Below are 15,011 nucleotides of genomic sequence, written 5' to 3'. Positions count from 1 at the left end.
AGGTGAAACCTGTTATGGACTATAGAATTGGAATATTAGGATCAAATGGTAAAGTTGGAGTTAAATTATGCAATTATTTAGAAAAAAAAGGCATAAACTTTGTAAAGGCAAGTAGATCTGATAAAAAAAATTTAGATGGGCAGTTTATATTTGATATTTATAATAAACATGACTTTGAGACTTTTTTAAAAAATGTCGATATAGTTGTAAATTGCATAGGTCCCACTTTTTATTATGGACAATTTATTGCTGAAAAAGTTATTAAGCATAATAAAATTTATATAGATGTATTTGGTGATGAATTTATTCTTAGAAATATACAAAGTGATATAAATTCATTGATTGTTATTTCTGCTGGGGATTGCCCAGGGTTCAGCGGTATTATTTCTTGTTGGATAAAAAAGAGATATTTTAGTAAGATTTCGAAAATGGATATGTCCTATTTTAGTGGGGGCGAAATAACAGCTTCTGGATTATTAGATATATTAATGAGTGTTAATATGGGGTATGGGCAAATATCCCATTATTATAAATCGAAGCGATATAAAAGAGAAAAGAATTACATTACAAAAAAATATATAGAATATTTGGATAGAGGTTTTTATTGCAATGGATTTATAAGCAATGAAATGGTAGATGTTTCAAATTTTTTAAATATAGATGAAATGCATTTTAATAATTTGTACTCTAGCGAAGAGGAGTATTTATTATTAAAAGACATCTACTATAAACTTCCAGTGAAAGACAATTGTTGGGAAAATGTAAAAGGTATTTTAACTAATGAGTTTAGCTATATAAATAATTCTAACTTTGATGGGAGTTTATATAAGATAGAGGTAGAGGGTGAAAAAAATGGAAAAAATAAAGCGTTGACATTAGAAATAATATTAGAAAATAGTTATACTATTTCTGCGTATATTCTATATAAGATTATACAAGAAATCTTGTATAGCTCAAAATTAAATATTGGGATATTGAGACCATTTGAATTAATTGATTCTGAAGTGATATTTTCGGAAATGACCAAGTTGAGATTAATAAATGATATTTTGGAAGTTGAAAATACTGAATATGATGAGGGGTGCTTATAATAAATGAATTTAGAAATTCAAATGTTGCAATATGTAGATTACGATATAATGATGGATTTAGAGTATGGAATGTTTCTTTTTAGTTTCAAAGACATTACAATAATCAAAAATTGGAGAAAGATATGAGTGGGGAGTATGAAGTATTAGGAGGTATATATATAGTTTACAATAATATTTGTGAAAGAAATTATAGGCATAATATTCATTTTGATGAAGCTTCACATATATATGAAATAAATCATTGTCAAAAAGGCAGGTTTGAATGTGAGTTGAAAGATGGAACTATAACATATATGTCTCCAGGAGATTTTTCGATTAACGTGTTAAATAATTCGCCAATGGAATCATTATTTCCTATAGGGTTTTATAGTGGGATAACAATTTATATTGATGTTTCGAAATTTGATGAAGAAGCGATCGTTTTACAACAGATATTTGAGATCAATTATGAAAAAATACTTAGTCATATATGTGAAGGAGAAAGATTATTTATAAAAAGATCTTCTGACGAAGTACATCATATTTTTTGTGAAATTTATAATGCATCTCCAAATAATAATATTAAAACTTATTTAAAAATAAAGATACAGGAATTATTTCACTATCTAAATAAAGTGAGAGATTTTAAGACTAATAGTGATAGAAAATATTATATGAAGAGCAATATAAATGTAATTAAAAACATAAATAAATTTATTAATAATAATTATTTTAAGCATTACACATATAAAAGCTTGTCAGACTTATTTGACATAAAAATGACTACAATGAAACAATGTTATAAATTTGTATACAATGAAACAATAAACGAAACAATAAGAAATCGAAGATTAAAAGAGGCAGCAAACTTATTACGGGATACAAATAAGAGTATTACTGAGATAGCAGTAGCTGTAGGGTATTCAGATTATTCAAGTTTTTCTAAAGCATTTAAAAAAGAATACGGCATTTTTCCTACTGGATATAAATCGTGTCTTTTAGGACACAATGCGTCTAAAAAAACAAGACTTATTAATGATATATGATATCATTAAACATGTTAAAGATTAGGAGGGATTTATGAAAAATTCAAAGAAATTATCAGTAAAAGATTTAGCTACGATAGGTATTTTTTCAGCAATAATGATTGTTGTTTTTATAGTTTTTTCTATGCTTACAGGAGCGTCATTATTTTTTAATATGATTTTTAATGCAGTATTTGCGGCATTGATTTTAGGACCATTTTTTGTTTATATGTCTATGAAGGTAGGCAAACCAGGAGTAGCTTTAATTTATAATGTATTACAAGCTATTTTGGCGGCTATGTTTATGGGACCTTTTATGATTCCTTGGTTTGTATGTGGGGGCATTATTGCAGAACTTTCTATGATAGGGAAAAATAGTTATAGAAGTATTAAGAGGATTACTGTTGCATGGATTATTACATCGCTTACGAGAGCTGCACATGGCATGAGTGAGATTTGGTTTTTTAAGAATGCTTTTATTAATTCAGGAGTATCTTTAGAACAGGTTCAAATTCAAACCAAGTATTATACGGATATAAAGTGGGTTATTATTTCTTTGTCATTAACTGCAGTAGCGGCTATTGTTGGATGCTATTTAGGAAATAAGATGACTCAAAAACATTTTAGAAAGACAGGGATAATTAAATGATTAATTTGGACTTTCGTTCCAAATTTGCAGTATTCTTAAGTACAGTATATTTGGTAGCGGTGCTGTCCAAAGATGCTGTATTTTTTTTGTTAATTGCTATTTTATTAATATATTTATTTTTAACAGGATATGGCATGTTTACAATTAAAGTTATGTATGCAATTGGATTAATTGTAATATTAAGAGTTATTTCTAATGGACAGGGGTTTGGAATTTTTCTTCCTGAAATGTTTTTATTTATTATGCTTAGGACTTTAGTAATATTGCTCTCTGGTATACCAATTATAAAAACTCCACCAGGAGAATTGATGGCAGTAATGAGAAAACTTAAAATTCATAAAAATGTGGCACTTCCATTAATTTTTATGATGAGATTTATACCAATTGTAAAGGCGGAGTTTAAAGAAATTATAGACTCTTTAAGGCTTAGAGGCCTTATTTCTTTTAAGAAACCTATGCTTACAATGGAATACATTTTTGTTCCTATGATGTTTTCAGCGTCTAAGATTGCTGAAGAATTAGCGGCTGCTTCTGAAGTAAGAGGAATATCTGCTGAAGGTAAGCATACATCACGAATAGAAATAAAATTTAGAATTCGAGATTTTTTTGTGGTTGTATGTACAGTTCTGGCTACAATTCTATTAATTTATTTGGAGAAGGTGGCATTTTTATGATTGATTTAAAGAATGTTAATTTTTCTTACTCAGAAGGAACAAAACCTATATTAAAAAATATCAATTTAGATATTAAAAGAGGAGAAGTTATTGCACTTATTGGGTCTAGTGGTTGTGGAAAGACAACTTTAACAAGAATATTTAATGGATTAGCATATAAGTTTTATAATGGAATTATTAATGGCGAAATTTATATTGACGGAATGAACCCTTGTGATAGAGAACTTTATGAAATTGGAAGAAAGGTAGGTTCAATATTTCAAAATCCTAAGAGTCAATTTTTTGCAGAAATAGTAGAAGACGAGATTTCATTTGGGCTAGAAAATTATGGTATTGGAAGAAAAGAAATGCTAAAAAGAATAGAACTATCTTTAAATTCAATTAGAGGTCAAGATTTAAAATATAAAAATTTATTTTGTCTATCAAGTGGTGAAAGGCAGAAGGTTGCCATTGCATCAATTAATGCACTTGATCCACCTATTTATGTTTTCGATGAGCCGTCATCCAATTTGGATATGAAAAGTGTTGAAGCTTTAAAAAAATTAATTATTTCATTAAAGAATTCGGGTAAAACAATCATTATTTCTGAGCATAGAATGTATTATCTTAAAGGGATTGTTGATAAATATTATTACATTGATAATGGAGAAGTAGTTTGTAGTTATACAGAGAAAGAGTTACTGGATATGACTGAAATGAACTATAAGGAACTTGGATTAAGGACGTTTTTGTTAGAGTTAATATCTCCTAAATTAGTTAATTGTAAATCTATCAACAAACTTGATATAGATAAATTAAGCTTTTCTTATGGTAAATATAATATTTTTAGTAATTTATCATATTCATTCAATGATGGAAAAGTATATGGCATTATAGGAGAAAATGGTGTTGGAAAAAGCACTCTTTCTAAGGTACTAAGCGGAATTTTAAAAGAAAAGTCAGGAACGGTTCATTATAATGGGACTTTATTAAAGAAAAACAAAAGAAGAGAATATGTATATTATCTCTCTAATAATCCTGATAATAATTTATTTGAAGTAACCCCAGAGGATGAGTTAAGACTTAGTGATAAAAACGCAAATATAGAAGAAATATTAAAAAGGTTTCATTTGGAAAAGACAAAAGGAATTCATCCGCAAATTTTGTCAGGCGGACAAAAGCAAAGATTAACAATTGCAACAGCTCAATTGTTAGATCGTAAAGTTTATATTTTTGATGAGCCAACAAGTGGGCTAGATGGTGAGAATATGCATTTGATTTCAGGTGAAATAAGAGAACTCCAAAAAAAAGGAAAAATTATAATTATTATTTCACATGATTATGAATTTTTGATGGAATGTTGTGATTTAGTTTTAGATTTAAGTAAACAATCTTTTAGAGAATTAGTTCCTTATGAAGACAAAGAAAAGATTTTAAAAAAATTAAAAGGAGATGAAAATAGATTATGTTAAGTAAAGGTCTTTTGAAATATGCGGGGAAATACAGATGTTTAACAATAATAGCTTGTTTGTTGTCTGTGATTAGTTCAATTATGTCTATCATCCCGCTAGTGTGTATTTTTCAAATTATAAAGACTTATATAGAAGGAATGAGCGATTTAACAATAATGACTTATGCTAGAATTGCAATAATATCATCAATAGTTAGTATTGCAATTTATTTTTTAGGGCTTTCATTAGCACATATTTCTGCTTTCAGAGTTGCTAAAAATTTGAAAATAAATGCTATGAACAGGCTTATTGATATGCCATTGGGTTTTTTTGAACTTAGATCCACTGGAGAGCTAAGAAAAACTATTGATGAGAATACAATTTTAACCGAAGACTTTTTAGCACATAAATTGCCAGATTTTTCGGCAACTGTTGTTATGCCATTTGCTATCATTATTAGTTTTTTTTATTTTGATTGGAGAATGGGGATAGCTTGTTTTATTCCATTAATAATATCAATGGTTTGTATATATATGATGATGGGCGGTTCAAATAAAACGATGATGGGCAAAATTATGACAATGCAAGAGCAGATGAATAAAGAAGCAGTTGAGTATGTTAGGGGAATACCAATAATAAAAGTGTTTCAACAGACTGTGTTCAGCTTTAGAAAATTCCATGAAACAATAATAGAATATAGAGATTTAGTTTTGGGTTATGCAGAAAAATGTCGCATTCCTAAAACTCTGTTTTCAATATCATTAAATAGTTTTTTTATTATTTTAATTATGCTGGCGACGTTTTTGTTTAATCAAACAGGAAATAAAAGCGAAGTATTTTTGAATTTGATATTTTTTATATTACTTAGTCCATTGATTTCTACAACATTAATGAGACTAATGTTAACAGGAGAAAATCTTATTCAAGCAAAGGAAGCGTTGAAACGTATAGAAAATATTACAAATTATGAATTTAATGAGATGAATTTTGAAAAGTTTCCAGATAAAAGGAGTATTAAATTTAATAATGTATGTTTTTCTTATCCAGAGAATGAATCTTTAGTGTTAGATGATGTGACCTTTACTATAGATGAAAATTCTAAAGTTGCTATAGTGGGATTATCAGGATCAGGTAAAAGTACTATTTTATCATTAATTGGGAAATTTTTTAATCCTAATTCGGGGGAGATATTAATAGGAGATAAGAATATTGAAAAAATAAGTACCAGAGATTTAATGGAAAATATTTCTTTTGTTTTTCAAGAAACTAAATTATTTCCAATTAGTTTGCTAGATAATATAAAAATTGGTAGAAAAGATGCTACAAAAAAGGAAGTTGAAGACGCTATAAATATTGCTCAATGTAAGGGTATTATTAATAAGTTACCAGACGGATTGAACAGTGTATATGGGACAAAAGGTGTTTATTTGTCTGGAGGAGAAAGACAGAGGATAGCACTTGCAAGGGCATTTATAAAAAATTCTCCAATAATAGTTCTTGATGAAGCGACATCTGGTTGTGACTCTGAAAATGAGTTTTATATTAACAAAGCTATAACGGAAATTTCAAAAAACAAGACGGTTATATTAGTTGCTCATAGGCTTAATTCAGTCACAAATGCAGACAAAATCATTGTTATGGATTCTGGAAAGATTATGGAAGAAGGTAATCACAAGGAGCTGATTCATAGAGATGGGTTGTATGCAAGTATGTGGCAACAATATACAGATTCAGAAGATTGGAGGATATAGGATGCTTGAGTTGGTGAAGAATAAGTATAATTTATCAGAAAAGGAATATAAACTTGTTAGACAAGGAATTTTTTTTAATGCGTTAACTAATATTTCAAAAATGCTTCCAGTCGGAATATGCACCTATGTTTTATCACAGATGTTCATGCACATTAGTTCAGAAAAAACTGATATGGCTTTGCCTATTACAAAATATTTATTTTTATCATTATGCGTTATTGCAATAATGACGGTACTGACATATATAGAGTATACTAAAACATTTATAGATATCTATAAGGAAAGTGCAAATCGAAGAATTGAAATAGCTGAGTTTTTAAGAAAACTTCCATTATCATTTTTCGCAAAAAGAGATCTTGCAGATTTAACAACAATTATTATGACAGATACATCTGGTATTGAGCATGCACTTGCTCATGTTATTCCTCAATGTTATGGCACTTTAATTTCAACAATTATTATTTTTGTGGCTATGTCATTTTTGAATTTTAAGTTGACACTGGCATTATTTTGGGTTATTCCCATTGCATTTTTTGTTGTCTTTATTTCTAGAAAAATGCAAATAAAATACAGTCAGGCGTTTAAAAAAGAAAAATTAGGGGCGTCAGATCAAATTCAAATGACATTAGAAATGGTTAAAGAAATAAAAGCATTTGGATTAGAAAATGATTACAAAATTAGTATAAAGAATAGATTAAATAAGTTTGAACAAATGCAGCGAAAAACAGAATTATTTTCAGCAACGATATTAGCTTCTGCCCAAATGATTTTGAAGCTAGGTATAGTTTCCGTTATTTTTGTTGGGAGCATTTTACTCTTAGAAAGTAAGATTAATTTATTTACATTTATTGTATTTCTATTTTCTTCTGGGTTAATTTATGAACCTATCAATTCACTTATGAATGCATTAACAGAAATATTACAGGCAGAAGTTTTGGTTGATCGTATTGATAGTATAAAAGAAGAAAAAGTAGAGAAGGATATTTTAAATGCTGATTTGGAAAAATTAGATATTTTATTTGAGAATGTGTGTTTTAGGTATGATGATATGAATGTATTAAATGATGTTACATTTATTGCTCAAGAAGGGAAAAAGACAGCTCTAGTAGGTTCATCAGGTTCGGGCAAATCAACGGCTTTAAAGCTTGCAGCGGGATTTTATAAACCTAATAAAGGTAGAATATGCGTAGGTGGAGAGGATATAGCAAAATTAAATTCAGAAGAACTTTTAAAGTATTACTCAATAGTTTTTCAGGATGTCTTACTTTTTGATAATACTATTTTAGAGAACATTAGATTAGGAAATAAAAATGCAACAGATAAAGAAGTTATTGAAGCTGCAAAGCTAGCTAATTGCCATGAATTCATATCAAAGCTCCCAGATGGATATAACACGTATATTGGAGAAAATGGTAAGTTGTTATCTGGAGGAGAGAAACAACGACTTTCAATTGCAAGAGCAATAATTAAAGATGCCCCGATAGTATTACTTGATGAGGTAACTTCGGCATTGGATATACAAAACGAAAATTTAGTACAAGAGGCAATTAATCGTATTACAAGGAATAAAACTGTAATAGTAATAGCTCATAAATTAGATACTATAAAAGATTGTGATAGTATTGTTGTATTTAATAAAGGAAGAATAGTTGAATGTGGAAATCATGAAGATCTTATAAAACTTAATGGATTTTATAAGAATTTAGTAGATGCGCAAAGAGATACTTATAAATGAAAAATATAATTTGTTAAACTATATATTTAGTTATAAGAGTGTTATTGCTATGTTATTAAATTATATTTAACATACGGCGACATGTTGGAAAATAGGGATGATGTGTTTTTAGTTCTTAAAAATATCATGAGTATTTTTATCATAAAGCAAAAATAATCTTAATCCTTTATTAAAAAAATATACTAAATTATATGATCAATGTTTGTGAGATTTTAAGAGTGCATGAGAATAGAGATATTGTTTTGATCTAGTCTGAGATTTAGAATTTATTTGAAATTAGGTGATTAAATTTTATTTATGATATAGTGAAAAAATATTAAGGAAGAATTTATTATTGAGGTGATTAAAAATGAAACAAAATATGAAAGAACAGTTATTGACTAAGAAGCCTTTATCATTAATGTTTCAATTATCTATACCAGCAGTTATTGGTATGGTAGTTATAGGCCTATATCCACTTATGGATGGAATATTTGCTGGACAAATAATTGGTGAGAATGCTATGGCGGCTTGCTCAATAGCTATGCCACTTACATTTTTTAATAATGGGGTTGCAACGCTTATAGGAATAGGTTCGGCGTCGATTTTGTCAAGAGCCATGGGAAAAGGTGATAAAGATACTATAGACAAACTTATGGGAAATCTTATCTATTGGGTTATCTTTTTTTCAACGATTATAACAATAGGAGGAATACTTCTAGGACCATATTTTTTAGATTTAGTTGGAGCAACAGGAGAAATAAAGGCATTAGGCATAAGGTATTTAAGAATAATATTTCTAGGCTCAATTTTTGTAAACTTTACTCAGTCAGCCAATATGGTTATGCGTGGTGAAGGGCTTATGAAAAAGGCGATGAGTATTATGGGCTTTGGAGCCTTTATTAATATTGTTTTAGATCCAATACTAATGATAGTCATGGGAGAATATGCCATAGAAGGTGCAGCTATAGCTACAGTAACAGCTCAAATAATTCAAGCCATTTTAACTATTTATTATTTTAGAAATAAAAGTGAAAATGTAAAAATAGGGAAAATAAGAAAAGAAAAAGAGATATCAAAAGAAATGTTTGGGATTGGTTTTTCCGCTATGATAATGCAAGTTTTCTTTATAGTTCAACAAACATTGCTTTATAAACAAGCCTTTAAATATGGAGGAGATTCAAATGCAATACTAATGTCGGCAACTTTGAGATTTTATGGATTTTCTTTCATACCAATTTGGGGAATGAGCCAAGGATTACAACCCATCATTGGTACAAATTATGGAGCTAAACAATATGATAGAGTAAAAGAAACTATGAAAATATTTTCTATAGGAGGTACAGTCCTTGCAGCTGTATTTTGGATACCGTCTCAAGCTTTATCAAGACAGTTACTTGGCTTATTTAAAGTAAGTCAGAACATAATTTCAGCTGGAGTTAATAATTTTAGAATATTCTATTCTGTATTTATTCTTTACGGAATTATGATTATGACTATTACTTTTTTCCAAGCAATAGGAGATGGAAAAAAAGCAGGAATTATTGTAATGCTAAGGCAGTTGATATTACTTGTTCCAGCATTATTAATTTTACCAAAGATTTTTGGAGCTAGTGCAGTATGGTGGGCAGAACCAGTAGTAGATTTTACTATGATAATGGTTGGCTTAATAATGCAAGGCAAAACTCTATCAAAAATGAAGGTAAACGGTTAAAGATGTAGTATCTTCAATTTGTATAATTTACTATATAATAAGGGAGAAAATTAAAGAAATGATGATATATAGATGGGTTATTTAATTGTCAGAAATTTAGATATACGCATGCTATTTTTAGCTGGATCTAAGAAAAATTAAAATTTGAAATAATTGAAGAACAAATAAAGCTAAGATTTTACGATTTATAGAATATTTTTATAAGAAAGTTTGGATAAGTTCATACGTTTGAAAGGAAAATAAATTTTGAATAATTTCAAGCCATTAATACTTTAAATAGAATTTTGTATATTAAGTATAATGATTATTCTCATAACTACTTAATATGGGTGTAATGGAGGCAGATATTTTAATGAAAAAAAATTCGAATATGATTATTATAAGAACATCCACTTGCCTAAAAAGCATATTTATTTTAATTTTTTAGGCTTAATGTAAAACGGTTCTTAGTTTCTAAGCTTCTATTTTTCAGAGGACTTGGCATATCAAAATGCCGTAGTCCTCCTTTTTTATTTTCAAAAATAAATTTGAGAATAAAAAGGAGGATAATATGTCTAAAGAAAAATATATTTATGTAAACGGAAAGAAAATATATGTAAGTGATGAAATATATCAAGAATATAAAAAACTTAAAAATCATGAAGAATATCTACAAAGAATAGATGGGAAATATATAGACTATAATTTTCGAGGAGTAAACGATTCCATAGAAAACATAGAAGACAAAAAAGTAGATATTGAAAAAATAATAGAAACTAAACTAAGGTTAGAAGATCTATATAAAGCACTCGATAAATTAAACGAATATGAGAGAAGAATAATTATTGCTCTATATTTTGAAGAGAGAACTATTAGAGATTTAGCGAAACAAGAAAAAGTATCTCCTAAGAAAATATTCAGCCTTAGAAATAAAATATTACAAAAACTAAAGAAAATAATTGAAAGAGAATAATAAGAAGATATTAACGGGGAGCAGTCTTTGCTCTCTATTTTTTGTGAAAAAATTAAAAAAATTCTAGAAAAATGGAAACAAGAGGCCTAAAAATTAAGGTTTATATATAGAGGGATATTTTTTATCACTCGATTTATACAGATGAAAGAATTGAACCTTGACAACTGCATAGACCACGATAGGACGTTAACCAAGTATGGAGCGATACAAACTACGCCAAGATCTTTCTGCTTAAAAGATTAGGTTTAAATGGATACTCAAAAAAGAATTGAAGGATAAAAGAAAGAGAGCGACAAATAGTACCTGTAAATCAGAAATGGCTTTCTGTGCTATGAAATACTTGGGGATAATGATACTTCTAAAGTTGATGCCGGCTCATCTAAAAAGAGGCGGAGGTGAAATTCCTATGCTGTCTGCCAAGACACCTACCAAAGTCATAAAACTTAACTGTTTATTTAAGGAGCTTAGAAGTATGAATAACTTAAATTTAGATGAACAAAAAATAAAAGAAGGTATACAAAATGAAAGCTTGAAAAAAGAAGAAAAAACAAGTGATAAAACTTACGACATAGATGGCTACAAAGTACTATTTACATTTAAAGATACGGGTCTAACATTAAGCGACATAGTAGAATCATATATAGAAGAAAAACTATTTATTTTTTAATAAAGAAGAGTATTGAAATAAAAAATAAGGAGCGTTATACTTTGATTGTGGAAGCCTAACCTTCATTTAATTTTGTATCTAAAGAATAAAATGAAGGAGGGCTTTTTTATGTGCAAAAGTAAAGCTTGTATTTATTTAAGATTATCAAGAGAAGATGGAGATGTAGAAGAAAGCAACTCAATATCAAATCAAAGAGAATTAATTCATAACTATGCAAATAAGCAAGGAATAGAAATTTTAAAAGAATTTGTTGATGATGGTTATTCAGGAGCTACCTATAATCGTCCACAATTTAATGAAATGATAAAAAGTCTTGAAAATAAAGAATTCGACACTTTGATAGTAAAGGATTTATCAAGATTTGGAAGAGATTATATAGGAGCAGGACGATATATTCAAAAAATATTTCCAGATATGCAGGTTCGATTTATATCCATAACAGATAATTATGATAGCCAAAATGCAGATATGAATGATACACACCTTATATTACCAATAAAAAATTTCATAAACGATAGCTATTGTAGAGATATATCAAATAAAGTAAGAAGTGCTCAAAAAGTCAAGAGGGAAAAAGGAGATTATATAGGTGCTTTTGCTCCATATGGATATAAGAAGAGCAAAGAAAATAAGAATAAATTAGAAATCGATGAAAAAGCTGCTGAAGTAGTAAAAAGAATATTTGGAATGAAATTGTTAGGATATTCTTCTAATTCTATAGCATACCATTTAAATGATCTTGGAATTGATTCTCCATTAATTTATAAGGAAAAATCAGGATTAAATTTTAATGGGGGATTTAGACCAATTAAAGGCGGAAAGTGGTCAGTTAACTCTATAAATAGGATTATCAGAAATAGAGTATACATCGGTTATATGGAACAAGGAAAAAGGATTAAATTAAACTACAAAAGTGAAAAAGAAATTTGTGTAAATCCTAATGATTGGGTCATAGTTAAAAATTGCCATGAAAAAATTGTATCAAAAGAGATATTTAATATAGCAAATAATTTATTAGATAGAGATGTATGGCAAGCTAGAAATAAAAATCCAGATATTTTTGCTGGTTTAATATTCTGTAAGGACTGCGGATCACCACTAATAAGAAGAGAAATAAAAAGTGGAGGCAAAAAGATAGTTCAGTATATATGCTCAAATTATAATAAAAATGGTTCTTGCACTAGACATGCTGTAAAAAAAGAAGAACTTTTAGAAGTAATTAAAGATATATTTACTCAATATATATCTTTTCAAGAGTTGCTATATAAGAAGATTAAAAATAAAGAAATAAAATTATCTGCTATTGATTATGAAGGACGTGAGTTAATAAGACAAAAAGAGAAGTACGAAGCTATACTATCTTGTCTATATAGCGATTTAGAAGATAAAATATTGACAAAAAATGAATTTAATAGGTTTAGAGAAGCTTATAAAAGTAAAATTAAAGAAATTGATAAAGAAATACAAAATAGAGAAAATATAAAATCTAATGTGTATAAACTTCTAGAAGAAAACAAAAAATGGATTAATGAAATTAAGAGAAATAAACAACTAAATAAAATCGACAGATTATCATTAGTTATGTTGGTAAATAAGATCGTTATTGGAGAGAATAAAGAAATCCAAGTAGTATTTAATCATGCAGAAGAGTTTAAAATATTAAATAAAATGATAGCAAATGATAAGGAGCTAGATTCTTTAAAAAACATTTCTTCAGCTAGGAGGATAAGCTAAATGGCTAGAACTAGTAAAAGATATTTAAATAAAGATAACAAAGTAGCTCTATTATCTAAAAAAGAAACTAAATATAGAGCAGGAATATATACACGATTATCTCAAGATAGAAAAGAAAAGTATAGGAATAAAAGTGAATCTATTGATAGCCAAATAGAAATAGGAAGAAAGTATGCAGAAGAAAATGATATACAAGTAGTAAAAATTTATGAAGATTATGAATTCACAGGCACAAATTTTAAGCGTCCAGGATTTATAGAGATGATGGAAGATATTAAGTCAAAAGAAATTAATTGTATTATAGTAAGAGATCTTTCAAGATTTGGAAGAGAATACTTAGAAATAGGTAACTATATAGAAAATATATTCCCATTTTTAAAAGTTAGATTTATATCTGTTATAGATAAAGTAGATTCTTTAAATGGGCTTGATGACAAGAAAAGCTTTGAAGTAACAATTAAAAATATCATGAATGATATGTATTCAAAAGACATATCAAAAAAAGTTAGAAGTTCTAAAAAAGAATTAATGAAGAAAGGATACCATATTGGCGGGAAGCCACCTTTTGGATATATATCAGTAAAAACAGAAGGTGGAAGTGTATTTAAAGTTGATGAAAAAGTAAGAGATGAAATAGTTTATATCTTTGAATTAGCTAATAATGGAGCAAGTATGGTAACGATAGCTAGAGAATTAAATAAAAAAAGATATAATCCGCCAAACATTTATTATAAAACAGGAGAAGTATATAAAGACAAAGAAACGAATCCTGGATGGAGAAATTGGTCTATTCAAAGAATTTTAAAAAATGAAGCGTATATTGGAAATTTAGTCCAAGGCAGATACACAAATATGATAGAGGATGGTAGTAGGAATAAAGTAAGGCCAGAAAAAGAATGGATAAGAATTGAAGATAGACATGAAGCAATTATAGACAAAAAAGTATTTCAAAATGTTCAAAAACTATTAAGAGATAAATATGATAAGAGTTTCGGAAAATACTTGATACCAAAATATGAGGGAAGAGAAGATTGCTTTTACGGATTGCTATTTTGTGGCATATGTGGAAATAAATTATATAGATACTACTCTGTTTCTTGTGGCAGAAGATATTACTACTATGGTTGTAGAAATCTAGAAGAGGATAGGAGTAATAACCATGTGGTTATTTCAGAGATACAGTTAAAAAGCATATTAAATGACGAAATAAAAAAATTAATGGAAGAAAACATTAGCTTTGAATGGGTTGATGAAACTCTTAAATCAAAATATGAAAGTTTAAAGCAAAATAAGATGAAGTCCTTAGAATCTATGGACAAGAAAATAAAAGATCTTGAATATGAAATATTAAAAACATATGAAAAATATTGTCAAGGACAAGTTAAAATTGATTACTATAAAAAAATCAGAGAAGTTAAAAATAATCAAAAGAACACAATTGAAAGAGAAAGACGAATAGTTGATACTCAACTAACCAAATTAAAGAATAAGTATTTAAAAGGAATTGAGTTTTCAAAGAACTTATATCAACTTGACAGGGAGCAATCTGGATATTATAGGAGCTTAATTGATAAGATTATTGTTCATAAAGATAAAAAATTAGACGTATACTTTACTTTCACACTTTAAAA

The 15,011-nt window shown here is 28.0% G+C and carries 12 protein-coding genes; all 12 read left to right on the top strand.

Going from position 1 to position 15,011, the window contains the following annotated elements; all coding sequences use genetic code 11:
• Positions 1-14 precede the first annotated feature (14 nt).
• The 12 genes from DY249_RS05195 (at position 15) to DY249_RS05140 (ending at position 15,009) form a co-directional block, all read left to right on the top strand.
• The gene (locus tag DY249_RS05195) at positions 15-1,091 is read left to right on the top strand and encodes a saccharopine dehydrogenase family protein (protein ID WP_115595410.1); all 1,077 of its coding nucleotides are present in this window, start codon (positions 15-17) and stop codon (positions 1,089-1,091) included.
• 122 nt (positions 1,092-1,213) lie between these two features.
• Positions 1,214-2,116, top strand: a complete 903-nt coding sequence (locus DY249_RS05190; RefSeq protein ID WP_115595409.1) for a helix-turn-helix domain-containing protein — start codon at positions 1,214-1,216, stop codon at positions 2,114-2,116.
• 34 nt (positions 2,117-2,150) lie between these two features.
• Entirely contained in the window at positions 2,151-2,744 is a 594-nt protein-coding gene (locus DY249_RS05185; RefSeq protein WP_115595408.1) for an MptD family putative ECF transporter S component, read from the top strand.
• The gene (locus tag DY249_RS05180; protein WP_115595407.1) at positions 2,741-3,418 is read left to right on the top strand and encodes an energy-coupling factor transporter transmembrane component T family protein; all 678 of its coding nucleotides are present in this window, start codon (positions 2,741-2,743) and stop codon (positions 3,416-3,418) included. The genes DY249_RS05185 and DY249_RS05180 overlap by 4 nt, the downstream gene beginning before the upstream one ends.
• Complete coding sequence (locus DY249_RS05175; protein WP_115595406.1) at positions 3,415-4,869, top strand: ABC transporter ATP-binding protein; 1,455 nt, start codon at positions 3,415-3,417, stop codon at positions 4,867-4,869. The genes DY249_RS05180 and DY249_RS05175 overlap by 4 nt, the downstream gene beginning before the upstream one ends.
• Complete coding sequence (locus tag DY249_RS05170; protein WP_115595405.1) at positions 4,863-6,599, top strand: ABC transporter ATP-binding protein; 1,737 nt, start codon at positions 4,863-4,865, stop codon at positions 6,597-6,599. The genes DY249_RS05175 and DY249_RS05170 overlap by 7 nt, the downstream gene beginning before the upstream one ends.
• Positions 6,550-8,334 (top strand): ABC transporter ATP-binding protein, encoded by a 1,785-nt coding sequence (locus DY249_RS05165; protein WP_218565045.1) that lies wholly within the window; start codon positions 6,550-6,552, stop codon positions 8,332-8,334. The genes DY249_RS05170 and DY249_RS05165 overlap by 50 nt, the downstream gene beginning before the upstream one ends.
• A 349-nt stretch (positions 8,335-8,683) precedes the next feature.
• The gene (locus DY249_RS05160) at positions 8,684-10,027 is read left to right on the top strand and encodes an MATE family efflux transporter (RefSeq protein WP_115595403.1); all 1,344 of its coding nucleotides are present in this window, start codon (positions 8,684-8,686) and stop codon (positions 10,025-10,027) included.
• 550 nt (positions 10,028-10,577) lie between these two features.
• Positions 10,578-10,979 (top strand): RNA polymerase sigma factor, encoded by a 402-nt coding sequence (locus tag DY249_RS05155; RefSeq protein WP_000031932.1) that lies wholly within the window; start codon positions 10,578-10,580, stop codon positions 10,977-10,979.
• Positions 10,980-11,451: 472 nt separating this feature from the next.
• Complete coding sequence (locus DY249_RS05150; RefSeq protein WP_125826152.1) at positions 11,452-11,646, top strand: hypothetical protein; 195 nt, start codon at positions 11,452-11,454, stop codon at positions 11,644-11,646.
• Positions 11,647-11,754: 108 nt separating this feature from the next.
• Positions 11,755-13,380 (top strand): recombinase family protein, encoded by a 1,626-nt coding sequence (locus DY249_RS05145; protein ID WP_115595401.1) that lies wholly within the window; start codon positions 11,755-11,757, stop codon positions 13,378-13,380.
• Positions 13,381-15,009 carry a recombinase family protein gene (locus DY249_RS05140; RefSeq protein ID WP_115595400.1) on the top strand — a complete coding sequence of 543 codons (1,629 nt, stop codon included), beginning with the start codon at positions 13,381-13,383 and terminating at the stop codon, positions 15,007-15,009.
• Positions 15,010-15,011 lie beyond the last annotated feature (2 nt).

It is taken from the genome of Anaerococcus octavius (assembly GCF_900445265.1).
GTDB classification, from domain to species: Bacteria; Bacillota; Clostridia; order Tissierellales; family Peptoniphilaceae; genus Anaerococcus; species Anaerococcus octavius.
Note: the sequence above shows the minus strand (reverse complement) of the source record. Positions and strands in the feature narration are given on the sequence as shown.